At 72.7% G+C, this 15,966-nt stretch carries 14 protein-coding genes; 12 read left to right on the top strand and 2 right to left on the bottom strand.

Annotation, left to right across the window (positions count from 1 at the left end; all coding sequences use genetic code 11):
- Positions 1-53: 53 nt before the first annotated feature.
- Entirely contained in the window at positions 54-1,160 is a 1,107-nt protein-coding gene (locus GA0070620_RS19710) for a citrate synthase 2 (RefSeq protein WP_091593024.1), read from the bottom strand.
- 227 nt (positions 1,161-1,387) lie between these two features.
- Here GA0070620_RS19710 and pdxH point away from each other — a divergent pair, with 227 nt between their 5' ends.
- The 7 genes from pdxH to GA0070620_RS19675 all read left to right on the top strand — a co-directional run bounded on the left by pdxH (position 1,388) and on the right by GA0070620_RS19675 (position 7,546).
- Positions 1,388-2,035 (top strand): pyridoxamine 5'-phosphate oxidase, encoded by a 648-nt coding sequence (pdxH, locus tag GA0070620_RS19705; protein WP_172836603.1) that lies wholly within the window; start codon positions 1,388-1,390, stop codon positions 2,033-2,035.
- Positions 2,032-3,336 (top strand): MFS transporter, encoded by a 1,305-nt coding sequence (locus GA0070620_RS19700; protein ID WP_091593018.1) that lies wholly within the window; start codon positions 2,032-2,034, stop codon positions 3,334-3,336. Before pdxH ends, GA0070620_RS19700 begins: the two co-directional genes overlap by 4 nt.
- A gap of 18 nt (positions 3,337-3,354) precedes the next feature.
- Positions 3,355-4,284, top strand: a complete 930-nt coding sequence (locus GA0070620_RS19695; RefSeq protein WP_091593016.1) for an aldose 1-epimerase family protein — start codon at positions 3,355-3,357, stop codon at positions 4,282-4,284.
- Between the two features lie 26 nt (positions 4,285-4,310).
- On the top strand, positions 4,311-4,913 hold the full coding sequence (locus GA0070620_RS19690; RefSeq protein WP_091593014.1) for a nitroreductase family protein: 603 nt from the start codon (positions 4,311-4,313) through the stop codon (positions 4,911-4,913).
- A gap of 188 nt (positions 4,914-5,101) precedes the next feature.
- The gene (locus GA0070620_RS19685) at positions 5,102-5,407 is read left to right on the top strand and encodes a type II toxin-antitoxin system VapB family antitoxin (RefSeq protein WP_091593012.1); all 306 of its coding nucleotides are present in this window, start codon (positions 5,102-5,104) and stop codon (positions 5,405-5,407) included.
- 44 nt (positions 5,408-5,451) lie between these two features.
- Positions 5,452-6,627 (top strand): acyl-CoA dehydrogenase family protein, encoded by a 1,176-nt coding sequence (locus GA0070620_RS19680; RefSeq protein WP_091593010.1) that lies wholly within the window; start codon positions 5,452-5,454, stop codon positions 6,625-6,627.
- 121 nt (positions 6,628-6,748) lie between these two features.
- Positions 6,749-7,546, top strand: coding sequence for a DUF4230 domain-containing protein (locus tag GA0070620_RS19675; protein ID WP_091593007.1), 798 nt, complete (start codon positions 6,749-6,751; stop codon positions 7,544-7,546).
- A 320-nt stretch (positions 7,547-7,866) separates the two neighbouring features.
- Here GA0070620_RS19675 and GA0070620_RS19670 read toward each other — a convergent pair whose 3' ends face one another.
- Positions 7,867-8,076, bottom strand: a complete 210-nt coding sequence (locus GA0070620_RS19670; protein ID WP_091593005.1) for a PspC domain-containing protein — start codon at positions 8,074-8,076, stop codon at positions 7,867-7,869.
- 552 nt (positions 8,077-8,628) lie between these two features.
- Between GA0070620_RS19670 and GA0070620_RS19665 the strand changes: the two genes are divergently transcribed.
- From GA0070620_RS19665 to GA0070620_RS19645, 5 genes are all read left to right on the top strand, one after another.
- Complete coding sequence (locus GA0070620_RS19665; RefSeq protein ID WP_091593003.1) at positions 8,629-9,999, top strand: L-serine ammonia-lyase; 1,371 nt, start codon at positions 8,629-8,631, stop codon at positions 9,997-9,999.
- A 70-nt stretch (positions 10,000-10,069) separates the two neighbouring features.
- On the top strand, positions 10,070-10,897 hold the full coding sequence (locus GA0070620_RS19660; protein WP_091593001.1) for an ABC transporter permease: 828 nt from the start codon (positions 10,070-10,072) through the stop codon (positions 10,895-10,897).
- Between the two features lies 1 nt (position 10,898).
- Positions 10,899-11,645 (top strand): ABC transporter ATP-binding protein, encoded by a 747-nt coding sequence (locus GA0070620_RS19655; protein ID WP_091592999.1) that lies wholly within the window; start codon positions 10,899-10,901, stop codon positions 11,643-11,645.
- Complete coding sequence (locus GA0070620_RS19650; protein WP_091592997.1) at positions 11,642-13,645, top strand: DUF5941 domain-containing protein; 2,004 nt, start codon at positions 11,642-11,644, stop codon at positions 13,643-13,645. Before GA0070620_RS19655 ends, GA0070620_RS19650 begins: the two co-directional genes overlap by 4 nt.
- Positions 13,646-13,660: 15 nt before the next feature.
- Positions 13,661-15,871: a bifunctional glycosyltransferase/CDP-glycerol:glycerophosphate glycerophosphotransferase gene (locus GA0070620_RS19645; protein ID WP_091592995.1), complete on the top strand. Its 2,211-nt coding sequence runs from the start codon at positions 13,661-13,663 to the stop codon at positions 15,869-15,871.
- Positions 15,872-15,966 lie beyond the last annotated feature (95 nt).

Below are 15,966 nucleotides of genomic sequence, written 5' to 3'. Positions count from 1 at the left end.
GGACGCACGAGAGGCCCCGTCCGCGACGGACGGGGCCTCTCGACGTACGCGGGTCAGACGCCGTGCGGGATGGCGTCCCAGCCCTCGACCTCCTGCGGCTTGCGGGGGCTGTGGCCGACGTAGCGGGCGGACGGGCGCACCAGCCGCTGGAGCTTCTTCTGCTCCAGGATGTGCGCGCTCCAGCCGCCCATCCGGGCGCAGGTGAACATCGAGGTGAACATGTGCGCGGGCACCTCGGCGAAGTCGAGCACCACGGCCGACCAGAACTCGACGTTGGTGGCCAGCACCCGGTCCGGGCGGCGGGCCTGCAACTCGGCCAGGGCCGCCTTCTCCAGCGCCTCGGCGATCTCGAAACGCGGCGCGCCCAGCTCCTTGGCGGTGCGCCGGAGCACGCGGGCGCGTGGATCCTCAGCGCGGTAGACCCGGTGGCCGAAGCCCATCAGCCGCTCACCCCGGTCGAGGACACCCTTGACGTAGCCCTCCGCGTCGCCGCTGCGCTCGACCGCCTCCAGCATGCTCAGCACCCGCGACGGGGCGCCGCCGTGCAGCGGGCCGGACAGGGCGCCGATGCCGGAGGAGATGCAGGCCGCGGCGTCCGCGCCGGTGGAGGCGACGATCCGGGCGGTGAACGTGGAGGCGTTCAGGCCGTGCTCGGCGGCCGAGATGAAGTACGCGTCGACGGCCTTGACGTGCCGCGGGTCGGGCTCACCGCGCCAGCGCTTCATGAAGCGCTCGACGATGGTCTGCGCCTTGTCGATCTCCTTCTGCGGCACCGCCGGCAGGCCCAGGCCGCGGGCGGACTGGGCGACGAAGGACAGCGCGGTCACCGACACCCGGGCCAGGTCCTCGCGGGCCTGCTCGTCGGAGATGTCGAGGAGCTGGCTGAGACCCCAGTACGGGGCGAGCATCGCGACCGCCGACTGCACGTCGACCCGGATGTCACCGGAGTGCACCGGCACCGGGAACGGCTCGGCCGGCGGCAGGCCCGGCCCGAACCGGCCGTCGACCAGCAGGGCCCACACGTTCCCGAAGGAGACCTGGCCGATCAGGTCCTCGATGTCGACCCCGCGATAGCGCAGCGCACCACCCTCGCGGTCGGGTTCGGCGATCTCGGTCTCGAAGGCTACGACGCCCTCCAGCCCGGGCTTGAAATCGGCCATCTCGCTCTCCTGGGTGTGGTCGGTCTCCCTCGGTTCGCAACATCTTGCCTGCTCAGTACCGACCGCGCGACCCGCGGCGACTGTGCCGCACGCGACATCCCCCGGCGCGCATCCGCCCGGCGGCTGGGCAAGACTGGAGACTGCGGGCTGGCCAGCGCCTCCGGCTGTGCGGCGGCCCGGCGAGAAGGAGTGGGAACGTGACGGGCGACACACCCGCCCCGGCCGTGATGCGTAACGAGTACGCCGCGGACGTGGGCCTTTCCGAGGCCGACCTGGCCGGCGACTGGCACACCCAGTTCGCCCGCTGGTTCGCCGACGCGGTGGCCTTCGGGCTGCCCGAGCCGAACGCGATGGTCGTCGGCACCGCCGACACCACGGGCCGGCCGAGCGCCCGGACGGTGCTGCTGAAGGGGTACGGCCCGGACGGCTTCGTCTTCTACACCAACCACGCCTCGCGCAAGGGCACCGAGGCGGCGGCCAACCCGTACGCCAGCCTGGTCTTCCCGTGGTTTCCGATGCAGCGCCAGGTGGTCGTCGCCGGTTCCGTGGAGCCGGTGGACCGCGCCGAGACGGAGGACTACTTCGCGACCCGGCCGCGCGCCTCGCAGCTGGGCGCCTGGGCGAGCCCCCAGTCGCAGGTGATCCCGGACCGGGCCAGCCTGGAGGAGCGCTACCGGGCGGCCGCCGAGCGGTTCCCCGAGGGCACGCCGATCCCCGCGCCCGCGCACTGGGGCGGCCTGCGGGTCCGCCCCGACTCGGTGGAGTTCTGGCAGGGCCGGGCCGGCCGGCTGCACGACCGGCTGCTGTTCCGCCGGACCGGCGGGGCCGCCTGGACCGCCGGAGCCGCCTGGACCGTCGAACGGCTGGCACCGTGACCGGTGTGCAGCAGGCCCGGGCGCGCGGTGCGCGCCGCTGGGCGATCGACCTGCGGCCGCTCGGGGTGCCCGCGTACCGGCGGCTCTGGCTCGGCAACGGCATCGCGATGTTCGGCTTCCAGTTCACCGCGGTGGCCGTGCCCGTGGAGATGTACGCGCTGACCCACGACTCGTTCTGGGTCGGCCTGCTGGGCGTCGCCGGGTTCGTACCGCTGCTGGTCTTCGGGCTGTGGGGCGGCGCGGTGGCCGACGTGCGGGACCGGCGGCTGGTGCTCCTCGGCGGCTCCGCACTGCTCTGGGCGTCCACGCTCGGCCTGCTGCTGCAGGCGGTGTTCCGGGTCGGCAGCCCGGTGCTGCTGCTCGTCCTGGTGGCGGTGCAGTCCGTGGCGTTCGCGATCAGCTCGCCGGCCCGCAGCGCGATGCTGCCCCGGCTGGTGCCCGACGAGCTGGTGCCGGCGGCGAGCACGCTCAACTACACGACGTTCACCGCCGCCTCCGTCGTCGGCCCGCTCGCCGCCGGGCTGATCCTCTCCATCTGGGACGACCCCCAGGTCGCGCTCCCCATCGCGTACGGGGCGGACGCGCTGCTCTTCACGGCCATGGTGTGGGCCGCGCTGCGGCTCCCGGCGCTGCCGCCCGAGCCCAGCCCCGACGGTGACGGCAGTCCGGCCCGCGCGGGCCTGGCCAGCGTCATCGACGGGTTCCGCTACCTGGCCACCACCCCGGTGCTGCTGCTGTCGTTCGCCGTCGACCTGATCGCCATGATCCTGGCCATGCCCCGGGCGCTCTTCCCGGAGATCGCGCACGACCGGTTCGGCGGTGGCGGTTCGGTCGGCTGGCTGTTCAGCGCCATCGCCATCGGCTCGATGCTCGGCGGCCTCACCTCCGGCTGGATCAGCCGGCTGCGCCGGCAGGGCCTCGGGCTGGTGGTCGCGGTGGTCGCCTGGGGGCTGGCCATCGCGGCGGCCGGGTTCGCGCACCAACTCTGGCTGATGGTCCTGCTGCTCGGTGTGGCCGGCGCGGCGGACCTGGTCAGCGCGGTGCTGCGGCAGTCCATGCTGCTGGTCTACGCGCCGGACCGGATGCGCGGCCGGCTACAGGGCGTCAACACGGTGGTGGTCGCCGGCGGCCCGCGCCTCGGTGACCTGCGCGCCGGGGCGATGGCCGCCGGGTTCGGCGGTGGCGTCGCCTGGATCGCCGGCGGTGTCGCCTCGGCCGTGCTGGTGGTGGTGCTCGCCGTCGCCTTCCCGGCCCTGCTGCGCTACCGGGCGGCCACGTCGTCGAGCGGCGACCGGGACTGATTGGTTAGGGTCGCCGACATGCACACCCCTGACCAGCGTCCGCCCTCGGGCACTCAGTGGACGATCTCCGCCGCCGGCCACGAGGCCGTCATCGTCGAGGTGGGCGGCGGCCTGCGGACGTACCGGCACGACGGCGTGGACTACGTCGACGGGTACGCCGAGGACGAGCTCTGCCCCGGCTGCGCGGGCCAGGTCCTGGCACCGTGGCCCAACCGGATCCGCGACGGGCGCTACACGTTCGGCGAGCGGACGCACCACCTGCCGCTGACCGAGCCGCAGCGGCACGTGGCCATCCACGGGCTGGTCAACTGGGTGCCCTGGGAGCTGCTGGAGCAGTCGACCGACGCGGTGACCGTCGGCTACGACCTGCCGCCCCAGCCGGGCTACCCGTGGGCGCTGCGGTTGGTGAGCCGGTGGGGCGTCGGACCGGACGGGCTGCGCGCCGAGCACGAGGTGCGCAACGTCAGCGGCGAGCCGGCGCCGTTCGGGTTCGCCGTCCACCCGTACCTCCAACTGCCCGGTGTGCCGGTCGACGACCTGGCGATGCGGCTGCCGACCCGGACCCGGATGGTGGTCGACTCGCGGCTGCTGCCGGTCGCGGCGACCGAGGTGGCCGGCACCGAGTACGACTGGACCAGCCCGCGCCGGATCGGCAACGCCACGCTCGACCTGACCTTCGGCGAGGTGATCCGGGACGCCGACGGCGGGTCGTCGGTCAGCCTGGCCGCGCCGGACGGGTCGACCGGTGTGACCCTCTGGGCCGACGGGGAGTTCGGCTGGTGGCAGGTCTTCACCGGTGACTCGCTCACCGGTGCGCGGCACCGTCGCTCGGTCGCGGTCGAGCCGATGACCTGCCCGCCCGACGCGTTCCGCTCCGGCAAGGACGTCATCACGCTGAAGCCGGGCGCCACCTGGCGCGGCGTCTGGGGTGTCCGGCCGGGCGCCTGACCGGCCGGCGATCCGGGGGGAGTGGCATGGAGTTCGCCGAGGTGGTCCGGCGGCGACGGATGGTGCGCAACTACGACCCGGATCGGCCCGTCCCGCCCGACGTGGTGCAGCGCCTGCTGGACCACGCCGTCCGGGCGCCGTCCGCCGGGTTCGCGCAGGGCTGGGGTTTCCTCGTTCTGGAGGACGCGGCCGACCGGGAACGCTTCTGGACGGCGGCCACGCCGGAGGGCGGCGGGCGGGAGCGCTGGCTGGCCGGGATGCGGCGGGCGCCGCTGATCATCGTGCCGCACGCGAACCGGTCGGCCTACCTGGACCGGTACGCCGAGCCGGACAAGGGCTGGGCGGACCGCGCGACGGAACGCTGGCCGGTGCCCTACTGGTACGTGGACACCGGCTTCGCCGCCCTGCTGATGCTGCTGACCGCCGTGGACGAGGGGCTGGGCGCCTGTTTCTTCGGCATCCCGCCGCAGCGCCTGGCGAGCTACCGGGACGCGTTCGGGGTGCCGGAGGAGTACGCGCCCATCGGCGCGGTGACGGTGGGTTACCGCGCGCGGGACCATCGGTCACCGTCGCTGCGCCGCGGACGCCGGCCGGACGACGAGGTGATCCGGCGAGGGCGGTGGAGCTGAGCGGGATGTCGCATTCGCCCGGTCGAGGATCGGGCGGGAGGTAACGAAACTGACATCGGGGAGCGGAACGTGGTGTGTGACGGGCGGCTAGGCTGGCACGGTCATCGGTGCCGCGTCCCGCGGTGCCACGCCGCGACCCGGCACGGCGCCGTCGGTCGGCCCGGCCACGGGGAGGGGAGCGTGCCGTCGTGATCTTCAGAGCGGTCCGGGACGGGCGTCCCTACCCGGAGCACAACCTGACGCTCAAGCAGTGGGCGGAGATCCCGCCGCGACCGCTGCGCCTGGATCAGCTGATCACCACCAAGCGTGAGTTGGCCCTGGACAAGCTCCTCGCCGAGGACTCCACGTTCTACGGTGACCTGTTCCCGCACGTCGTGCAGTGGAACGGCGGTCTCTACCTGGAGGACGGCCTGCACCGGGCGCTGCGCGCGGCACTCCAGCAGCGCAACCAGATCCACGCCCGGGTGCTCGTGCTCTCCGAGGCCGTGGAGTGACGCGCGGTCGCGTCGCGCGCTGAGCCTTCGTTAGGGTGGCTGCCATGAGCCAGCGCCCCACCGCCCCGCTCGACCTGCTCGACCTGGACTCCTCGCTCGACGAGGAGGAGCGGCAGATCCGCTCGGTCGTGCGACAGGTGATCGACGACCGGGTCCGCCCCCACGTCGCCGGCTGGTACGAGGACGGCCAGGTGCCCGCCCGCGAGCTGGCCCGGGAGTTCGGCAAGCTCGGCCTGCTCGGCATGCACCTGACCGGCTACGGCTGTGCCGGCGCGTCGGCCGTCGCGTACGGGCTGGCCTGCCTGGAGTTGGAGGCGGGCGACTCGGGTGTCCGCTCGCTGGTGTCGGTGCAGGGTTCGCTGGCCATGTACGCCATCTGGCGCTACGGCAGCGAGGAGCAGAAGCAGCGCTGGCTGCCCTCCATGGCCACCGGCGAGGCGATCGGCTGCTTCGGCCTCACCGAGCCGGACCACGGCTCCGATCCCGCGTCGATGGCCGCCCGGGCGCGCCGCGACGGCGACGACTGGGTGCTCACCGGCGGCAAGATGTGGATCACCAACGCCCCGATCGCCGACGTCGGGGTGATCTGGGCGCGCACCGAGGACGGCGTATGCGGGTTCGCCGTACCGATGGACACGCCCGGTGTCACGGCCCGGGAGATCCGGCACAAGATGTCGCTGCGGGCGTCCCTCACCGGCGAGGTGGTGCTGGACGACGTCCGGCTGCCGGCCGACGCGCGGCTGCCCGAGGCGGTCGGGCTAAAGGCGCCGCTGAGCTGCCTCACCGAGGCGCGACACGGCATCGTCTGGGGTGCGCTCGGCGCCGCCCGGGACTGCCTGGAGACCACCTTGGCGTACGCGGGCACCCGCACCCAGTTCGGCCGCCCGCTGGCCGGCTTCCAGCTCACCCAGGCCAAGCTCGCCGACATGGCCGTGGAGCTCCAGAAGGGCTACCTGTTGGCGCTTCACCTCGGCCGGCTCGCCGACGCGGGGCGGCTGCGCCCCGAGCAGGTCAGCGTCGGAAAGCTCAACAACGTCCGCGAGGCGCTGGCCATCGCCCGGCAGTGCCGGACCATCCTCGGCGCGAACGGGATCTCCGGCGAGTACCCGGTCATGCGGCACGCCAACAACCTGGAGAGCGTGCTCACCTACGAGGGCACCTCGGAGATCCACCAGCTGGTGATCGGGCAGCGCCTCACCGGGATCAGCGCCTTCGCCTGAGCGTGCGTCGACCCCGCCTGAGCTGCGATGATGCCGAATGCGTCGGCTCGCCGCGCGCATGTCGTACGGCGGACGTACCGTCATTCTCAGACGGCTTTGTCTGACGAGGACGGTGAGGGCGATGGCCCGCGACGGTGACAGCACCGAGCCCACCAGGGAGTTCCCGGGTTACCCGACCGGCGACACACTCAAGACCCGCTCCGACGCCGCGCCCGAGCCGACAACGGCGCCTCCCGGGTCGGCGACGGCGCCTCCCGAGACGGGCGCCCGGCCCGGTTCGGGTCCCGCCCGCGGCCTGCTCTGGGTGCTCGGCGCGGCGGCGCTCGCCGTGGTCGTGCTGCTCGGCGTGCAGACCAGCGGGCTCTGGCCCAGCTTCCGCAACCCGTTCGCCGAGCAGCAGACCGACCGCAGCCAGCCGACGCTGCTCAAGTCGATCCAGGACCTGAGCCGCTACGTGGCGGCCGAGGGCAACTTCCAGGTCGTGGTCGACCTCCAGACCGACCGCAAGTACGTGCCCGAGTTCCTGCTCAACGAGCGCACCCTGTTCGTCGGCGCCGGCAGTGTCGAGGCCTATGTGGACTTCGCGAAGATCTCCGAGGGCGCCGTGGTCGAGTCGGCCGACGGCAAGTCGGTGGAGATCAAACTGCCTGCACCGCAGCTCGGCGAGACCAACCTGGACCTGGAGAAGAGCTACGTCTTCGCCGAGAAGCGTGGCCTGCTCAACCGGCTGGGCGACGTCTTCGCCAGCGATCCCAACCGGCAGCAGGAGGTCTACCGGCTCGCCGAGGAGCGGATCACCGCCGCCGCCCGGGACAGCGGGCTCGGCACCCGCGCCGAGGAGAACACCCGCAAGATGCTCGAAGGGCTGCTCGGCTCCCTCGGCTACGAGAAGGTGACCATCACGTACGTCGCCCCCTGACCGGCACGGAAGAACGCCCGCCCCCACCTGTTCCGGGGGCGGGCGTTCCGCGGTAACGCGCCGAGCCGCCCCGGGTCCCGGGCAGCGCCGGTCTGCACGCGAGCCGGCAAGGACCGTGCCGGTCCGGTTCCTCGCCGGATCTGGGTCCGGTGGGTTAGGGTCGCGCCTGCTGGCGCTCGCCCCGCCAGACTCGTGGGTACCGGCGGCGTGGCGGTCATGATCCGCGCAACTTCGTAGATGCTGTTGCTTCGGAGGCGGGTGGAGGAGACAACTTCAGGGATGTTGTTGCCACCCCCGCCAGGATGGCCGCGCGGGCGCGGTTAGTGGCGGGTGGTGGCCAGGTAGCGGTCCTCGTTGGGCATGAGGATCCAGAGGATCAGGTAGACGATCACCTGGGTGCCGGGCAGCAGCAGCGACAGCAGGAACAGCAGCCGGACCGTGCCGGCGGACATGCCGAACCGCTGGGCCAGGCCGGCGCAGACACCGGCGAGCATGCGCCCCTGGCGGGGCCGGACCAGTTTGCGACTCATCGTCGTACTCCCACTCTGCGGCGGTGACGCCGCTCTGACATCCACGGTAGGAACGGGCGACCACCTCGCCCTCGGTCCGGAGGACGATTGGTGGCCCGTGCACCCGTAGGTGCTTACCCGGGCCGACCCACGACAACGCCCGCCCCGGTCTTCACGACGACGCGCCCGGAGCGCCCGGCCATGCGGGAACCGCCACCCGCGCCCGCCACCCGACCTGCCACCCGGGCCCGGCGCTCGGACCCGTCACCCGTCGGCCGTCCACCCGACACCGGGCCGCCTCGCACCTGGCGAGATCACGAAGAACATGGTTGTAGTGGCCTCACCGGGGGGCGGAGGCCACTACAACCACGATGCAGTGCGATCCGAGGGCTCGGCGGGGTAGAGCGCGGCGGGGCGCCGGCGTGGGCGTACCGCCGGGCGGGGCGTGACCTGGGCGGGTAGGCTCGCCGGTCGGGCACCCACACCCCGGGCGCCCGACCGGTCGCCCGGACCCGGGCAACCACGGCCCGGCCCGGACCCGCACCACGGGGACGACGGTGAGGGAGTGCAGTCATGATCAGCGTTTTCGACCTGTTCAGTGTCGGTATCGGGCCGTCCAGCTCGCACACCGTGGGGCCGATGCGGGCCGCCCGGACGTTCGTCACGGGGCTCAAGGCCGACGGGCTGCTCGTCAGCACCGCGCGCGTACAGGCCGAGCTGTTCGGGTCCCTCGGCGCGACCGGGCACGGCCACGGCAGCGACCGGGCCGTGCTGCTGGGGCTGGTCGGTGAGGCGCCGGAGACGGTAGACACGGACACGGTCGCCGACCGGGTGGCCCGGATCCGCGCCGAGCGTCGGATCGGTCTGCTCGACGCCCACGAGATCGACTTCGACCCGGACCGTGACCTGGTGCTGCACCGCCGTCGCTCGCTGCCGTACCACCCGAACGGGATGACCTTCGCCGCGTACGACGAGAGCGGCGCGGAGCTGCGCGCCCGCACGTACTACTCGGTGGGCGGCGGGTTCGTGGTGGACGAGGCGGCGGCCGGCGCGGACCGGATCACCCCGGACACCACCGCCGTGCGCCACCCGTTCCTGACCGGGGCGCAGCTGCTGGAGACCACCACCGCCACCGGGCTGTCGATCAGCGAGGTGATGCTCGCCAACGAGCTGTCCTGGCGCAGCGAGGCCGAGGTGCGTACGGGCCTGCTGGAGATTTGGCGGGTGATGCGCGAGTGCGTGGATCGGGGCTGCGAGCGGGACGGCGTACTCCCCGGTGGGCTGAAGGTGCGGCGCCGCGCCGCGGAGCTGCGGCGCAGCCTGGAGGCGGACGCCGGGTCGACCGACCCGCTGCGGGCGATGGACTGGGTGACGTTGTTCGCGTTGGCGGTCAACGAGGAGAACGCGGCCGGCGGCCGGGTGGTCACCGCGCCGACGAACGGCGCGGCCGGGATCATCCCGGCGGTGCTGCACTACTACACGCGGTTCGTGCCGGACGCCTCGGAGGAGGGCGTGGTCCGGTTCCTGCTGGCGGCCGGCGCGATCGGGGTGCTGTTCAAGGAGAACGCGTCGATCTCCGGCGCGGAGGTCGGCTGCCAGGGCGAGGTGGGGTCGGCGTGCTCGATGGCCGCGGCCGGGCTGGCCGAGGCGCTGGGCGGCACCCCGGAGCAGGTGGAGAACGCGGCCGAGATCGGCATGGAGCACAACCTCGGCCTGACGTGTGACCCGGTCGGGGGCCTCGTGCAGATCCCCTGCATCGAGCGGAACGCGGTGGCTAGCATCAAGGCGATCACGGCCGCCCGGCTCGCGCTGCGCGGTGACGGGGTGCACGCCGTCTCGCTCGACAAGGTCATCAAGACCATGCGGGAGACCGGCGCGGACATGAAGGTCAAGTACAAGGAGACGGCACGCGGCGGTCTGGCCGTCAACGTGATCGAGTGCTGAGCGCGCCCACTGCGGGGTAATCGTTCACCGACTGCTAACCTGTCGTCCGTTTCGAAGGCGGGAGGCGGCGGTGACCTCTGGCGTCACGGCGTTGTGGTCGCACCGCAACTCCCTGCGCATCCTGGTCAAGCGCGATCTCGCGGTGAAGTACCAGCAGTCGGTGCTCGGCTACTTCTGGTCACTGATCGAGCCGCTCGGCATGGGTGCGATCTACTGGTTCGTCTTCGGCGTCCTCTACTCCCGGGACACCGGCCGGCACCTGGGTGACGCGGCCGACTCGTACCCGCTGTTCCTCATCACCGGGATCTTCGCCTGGATGTGGGCCAGTTCGGCGTTGAGCGAGGCGACGAACGCGCTGACCGGGCAGTCGCGGCTGATCACCACGATGAACGTGCCGCGGCAGGTCTTCCCGATCGGTCGGGTCACCGGCCGGTTCGCCGAGTACGCGGCCGGCCTGCCGATCCTGCTCGCCGTCGCGCTGGTGTACGCCGCCCACGGCCGGGTCCACCTCGGCTGGTCGCTGTTCGCGCTGCCGCTGGCGGTGGCCGTCCAGGGCGTGCTGCTGATCGGGTTGGCCCTGCTGCTCTCCGCCCTCAACGTGCTGATGCGCGACGTCGAGCGGTTCATGCGCCTGATCATCCGGGTGCTCTTCTACGCCACCCCGATCATCTATCCGCTGAGCCTGGTCCGGGAGTCCCACCTGCCCGGGTGGCTGAAGGTGGGGTACGAGCTGAACCCGCTGGTCGGCATCTTCCAGCTACACCACTCGATCTGGTACCCGGACGAGTTCCCGGACGCCCGGCTGCTCGCCACCACCGTCGCGGGCAGCGTGCTGGTGCTGGTCGTCGGCTGGTGGTCGTTCCGTCGGCTCGAACCCGCCGTGCTCAAGGAACTCTGAGATGGCCGAGCCGATCATCGAGGCGGAGGGGCTGGGCATCCGGTTCGTCCGCAACCGGCGCCGGCAGCTGCGGCTGCGGGAGATGTTCATCCACCGGGGCGGGCGCAACGCGCCGTCCGGGCAGTTCTGGCCGCTGCGGGACGTGTCGTTCGCGGTGCGGCCGGGGGAGACCGTCGGCGTGATCGGCCGCAACGGCACCGGCAAGAGCACACTGCTGCGTCTGATCGCCGGCGTGCTCATCCCCGACGAGGGGAGCATCCGGGTCCGCGGGGACGTGGCGCCACTGCTGGAGCTGTCGGCCGGCTTCTCCAACGACCTGACCGGTCGGGAGAACCTTTACCTCGTGGGCGGGCTGCACGGGCTGTCGTCGGGTTACCTGAAGCGGCACTTCGACGACATCGTCTCGTTCGCCGGCGAACAGGTGGAGCGGGCCATCGACACCTCGGTGCGGCACTACTCGTCCGGGATGAAGGTCCGGCTCGGCTTCGCGATCATCTCCCACCTGCCGCATCCGATCCTGCTGATGGACGAGGTGACCGCGGTGGGAGACGCGGAGTTCCGCAAGAAGTGCTACGCGACGATTGATCGTCTGCTCGGGGAGGGGCGCACACTGGTGCTGGTGTCACACAACGAGAAGGACCTGACGCGGTTCTGCCGTCGGGGGCTGTTCCTGGACGGGGGCCGATTGACCCTCGACGGCAGCATCGCCGAGGCGCTCGACGCGTACCACGGCGCGGTTCCGCGGTGACCCTCGCGATCGTGCTCGCCGGCGGCGCCGCCGCGGCGGGCCTGCCCACCCGTGACGGAGAGCCCCTCGCCGACCGGCTCGCGGCGCAGTGCCGCCGGGCCGGCGCGGACGACGTCCGCTTCGCCGCCGACCTGGACGAGCTGGCCGCCCTGGCCGACACCGCCACCGGCCCGGTGCTGGTGACCGGCGGTGACCTGGTCGCGCACACCGCCGTACTCCGGCATCTGGCGACCAGCCCGGTCGGGCCGACGGTGGCGCTGGTGCTCACCGACCCGCCGGCCCCCGGCCGCACGGCGGTGCGCGAGGAGCGCGGCCAGGTGGTCGACGCGGGCCCTCCCGGCACGCTCGACAACGAGGCCACCGGGGTCTTCGGCGGCGCGTTCCGGGTCGGCGCGGCCGACCTGCCCGCGCTCGCCGCCGCCGCCCGCGCGGTGGCCGCCGGCACCGCCGGGCCGGGTCGGGCGGCGCCGACCGGGTCCGCCGTGGACCAGCTCTTCGCCGGTCTCACCCTGCTCGGCACCCTGGTCTTCGCGCAGCGCGTACGTCTGCTCGTCGCCCACCGGGTCGCCGACCAGGCCGAGCTGACGGCGGCGGAGACGGCGGTGGCCGCCGTCGACGAGGACCGCGCCGAGCTGCGTCTCGCGGTGAAGGAGCGGGACGACTTCTTCTCCACCTACTTCGTGAGCACCTGGTCGCCGTACCTGGTGCGGGTGGCGGCGCGGTTGGGGCTCGGCCCGAGCACCGTCACCGTCATCTCGATCGTCTTCGCGGTGGCCGCGGCGGCGCTCTTCGCGTTCGGCGGCTCCCGGGTCGCCTGGGTCGCCGGCGCCGTCCTGCTCTACCTCGGGTTCGTGCTGGACTGCGTGGACGGCCAGTTGGCGCGCTACACGCGGCACTTCTCGGCCTGGGGTGGCTGGCTGGACACGATGGCCGACCGGGCGAAGGAGTACGTGGTCTACGCCGGTCTCGGCTACGGCGCGACCCAGGCGGGTCACCGTTACGGCTGGGCGCTGGCGATCGCCGCGATGACGCTCCAGACCGTCCGGCACATGACCGACACCTGGTACGGCGTCCTGCACGACGAGGCCGCCCGTCGGCCCCGCGCGGTGGGTACCGGGGGTGGGGGCATCGGTGATCGGCTGAACGCCGCGTCGACCCGGGTGCAGGCCGACACCGGCTCGTTGTCGTACTGGCTGAAGCGGACGGTGGTGTTTCCGATCGGCGAGCGGTGGGCGCTGGTCGCGCTGACCGTGGCGTTGTTCAACCCGCTGGTCAGCCTCGTGGCGGTGCTGGTGTGGGGCACGCTCGCGTTCCTCTACACGGGTGCGCTGCGTACGCTGCGGGCGCGCTGGATGTGGGTGCCGGTGCTGGACACGGTCGATGCCACCCTGCATCGCGACGACGGTCCGCTCGCCACCCGGCTGCCGGTGGTCCGACCGGTGGGGCCGCTGACCCTGGCGGTGGTGGCGGCGCTCGGCCCGGCGGTGCTGCTGGCCCTGGCGCTGGTCGCCCTGTCCGGGGACGGCGACGTGGCCGGCCTGCGGTGGCTGGTGCCGGTCGCGCTGCTGGTGCTGCTGGTCGGTGGTGTGGGCGCCGGCGCGGCGCACAACGGGCCGCTCGACTGGTTGGTGCCGGCCGCGCTGCGGGCCGCCGAGTATCTCTTCGCGATCGCCGTAGGGGTGATCGGGGACGTCCCGCCGTGGTTGATCTTCGGGTACGTCCTGCTGCTCACCGTGCACCACTACGACCTGACGGCGCGGCTGGAGAAGCGGCAGGTGGCGCCGCCGCTGCACGCCGCCACGCTGGGCTGGGAGGGGCGGTCGCTGCTGCTGGCGCTGGCGGCAATCGTCGGGTTCGCGGCTATCGGTATGGCTACACTCGGTTCGTACCTTCTCGTGGTTTTCCTGGCGAGCGTCGTCCTGGCCTGGGTCGTCCTGCCGGCCCGCACGGCGCGGGCCTCGGCGGTGCCGGCGCGGACGGGAGGCGGCGCGCCGGGCTGACGGAGGGACGGCCGGATGACCTTGATCAGCTTCGTCGTACCGGCCTACCGCGTGCAGGGCTACCTGCGCGAGTGCCTGGACTCGATCCTCGGTCAGCCCGTCGACGACCTCGAGGTGATCGCCGTCGACGACTGCTCGCCGGACGGCAGCGGCGAGATCATCACCGAGTACGCGGCGCGTGACCAGCGGGTCCAGGCGGTCCGGCTGACGGAGAACGTGGGGCTCGGTCCGGCCCGCAACATCGGGCTGGACCGGGCCACCGGGGAGTACGTCTGGTTCGTCGACGCCGACGACTGGCTGGCCCCCGACTGCCTGCCCGAGGTGGCGGAGCGGTTGCGGACCACGCGACCCGACGTGCTGCTCGTCGACCACGTCCGGGTGCACTGGAACGACACCGCGACCCGCAGCGCCATGCGCGAGGTGTTCCCGACGCCCCCGGGCGAGGGCACCTTCCGGCTCCGTGACCGGCCCGAGGTGATGCGCCTGCTGCACACCGCCTGGAACCGGGTGGTCCGCCGGCAGTTCCTGGTCGACCTCGGGCTTCGCTTCGCCCCCGGCTGGTACGAGGACGTGTCGTTCAGCTATCCGGCCCTGATGGCCGCAAAGCGGATCGGCGTCCTGGACCGGGTGTGCGTCAACTACCGGCAGCGCCGGGCCGGCGCGATCACGCGCACGCGGGGGGACCGGCACTTCGAGGTGTTCCCGCAGTGGCACCGGGTGTTCCACCTCATGGACGACTGGGGCCCGGCGGTCGACGAGCTGCGCCCGGCGGTCTTCGAGCGGATGATCTGGCACTACCTCACCGTGCTCGGCAACGGCCAGCGGATCGCCCCGGAGCTGCGGCCCGCGTTCTTCGCACAGATCACCGCCGATTACGCCCGCTGGCTGCCGCCCGGCGGCTACCCCGCGCCCGACGGGGTGGAGGGGCTCAAGCACCGCCTGGTGGCCACCGGCAAATGGCGTACGTTCAGCGCGCTGCGCGCCGCCAACCGCGCCCGGGACACGGCGCGGCGCTCGGCGCGGATCGCCCGACGCCGGGTCACGCCGGTGGCCCGCCGCAACGTACGCCGGGCCCGGGACGTGCTGCTCCGCGAGTACTACCGGGCCGAGCTGCGCCGCCCGGTGGACCCGTCGCTCGCCGTCTACGCGGCGTACTGGTACCGGGGCTACTCCTGCAACCCCGCCGCCATCCACGAGGCCGCCCGCCGGTTGGCGCCGCAGATCCGTGGGGTGTGGATCGTCCGGCGGGACCGGGTGGCCGCGGTCCCACCCGGCGTCGAGTACGTCGTAGCCGGCACGCCCGCCTACTACCGGGTGCTCGCCCGGGCGCGCTGGCTGATCAACAACGTGAACTTCCCGGACTTCGTCCGCAAACGCCCCGGCACCGTCCACGTGCAGACGCACCACGGCACACCGGTCAAGGTGATGGGGCTCGACCAGCAGCGCTACCCGATCGGCGCGGGGCGGATGGACTTCGGTGGCCTGCTGCGGCGGGTGGACCGCTGGGACTACAGCATCAGCTCGAACAGCTTCTCCACCCAGATGTGGGACCGCGCCTACCCGGCCACGTACACCACGCTGGAGGTCGGCTACCCGCGCAACGACCGGCTGGTCACCGCGACGACCGAGGAGGTGCTGCGGCTGCGCGCCGACCTCGGCATCGGCCTCGCCGAGAAGGTGGTCCTGTACGCGCCGACGCACCGCGAGCACCTGCGCAACTACCGGCCGCCGTTCGACCCGGAGCTGTTCCTCGACGCGCTCGGCCCCACCGGCCGGCTGCTGATGCGCAGCCACTACTTCCACGACCGGGACCGTCGCCCCGGCCCGACGCTGGAACGGGAGCGGATCCTCGACGTCAGCTCCCTCCAGCGGGTGGAGGACCTCTACCTGGTCGCGGACGCACTGGTCACCGACTACTCGTCGGCGATGTTCGACTACGCCGTGCTGGACCGGCCCATCGTCCTGTACACGCCCGACTGGGAGGCGTACCGGCTGGCCCGGGGCGTCTACTTCGACGTGACCCGGGAGCCGCCCGGCGCGGTGGCGATGACGTTCCACGACCTGCTCGACCTGTTCCGCTCCGGCGAGTACCGGTCGGACGCGGCCGCGAAGACGCGCGAACAGTTCCGGGCCCGCTTCTGCGGGCTGGACGACGGGCACGCGGCCGAGCGGGTGGTCCGACAGGTCTTCCTCGGCGAGCGTCCACCGCCGCGTCCCGGCTGCTGACCGTCCTCCCGGGCTGCTGGCGGGCCCTGTCGTCGGCATAGCCACCGCTCGATGGCGGGTAACAGACTCGTCACTGCCCGAACATGGCACGTTTA

Origin of the sequence: Micromonospora krabiensis (genome assembly GCF_900091425.1) — a bacterium.
GTDB classification, from domain to species: Bacteria; Actinomycetota; Actinomycetes; order Mycobacteriales; family Micromonosporaceae; genus Micromonospora; species Micromonospora krabiensis.
Note: the sequence above shows the minus strand (reverse complement) of the source record. Positions and strands in the feature narration are given on the sequence as shown.

Bases quoted from the DNA above. Each gene is read 5' to 3' on its own strand.
- GA0070620_RS19665 (WP_091593003.1), top strand. From the start codon at position 8,629: ATGATCAGCGTTTTCGACCTGTTCAGTGTCGGTATCGGGCCGTCCAGC.
- pdxH (WP_172836603.1), top strand. From the start codon at position 1,388: ATGCGTAACGAGTACGCCGCGGACGTGGGCCTTTCCGAGGCCGACCTG.
- GA0070620_RS19695 (WP_091593016.1), top strand. From the start codon at position 3,355: ATGCACACCCCTGACCAGCGTCCGCCCTCGGGCACTCAGTGGACGATC.
- GA0070620_RS19710 (WP_091593024.1), bottom strand. From the start codon at position 1,160: ATGGCCGATTTCAAGCCCGGGCTGGAGGGCGTCGTAGCCTTCGAGACC.
- GA0070620_RS19645 (WP_091592995.1), top strand. From the start codon at position 13,661: ATGACCTTGATCAGCTTCGTCGTACCGGCCTACCGCGTGCAGGGCTAC.
- GA0070620_RS19670 (WP_091593005.1), bottom strand. From the start codon at position 8,076: ATGAGTCGCAAACTGGTCCGGCCCCGCCAGGGGCGCATGCTCGCCGGT.
- GA0070620_RS19675 (WP_091593007.1), top strand. From the start codon at position 6,749: ATGGCCCGCGACGGTGACAGCACCGAGCCCACCAGGGAGTTCCCGGGT.
- GA0070620_RS19655 (WP_091592999.1), top strand. From the start codon at position 10,899: ATGGCCGAGCCGATCATCGAGGCGGAGGGGCTGGGCATCCGGTTCGTC.
- GA0070620_RS19690 (WP_091593014.1), top strand. From the start codon at position 4,311: ATGGAGTTCGCCGAGGTGGTCCGGCGGCGACGGATGGTGCGCAACTAC.
- GA0070620_RS19680 (WP_091593010.1), top strand. From the start codon at position 5,452: ATGAGCCAGCGCCCCACCGCCCCGCTCGACCTGCTCGACCTGGACTCC.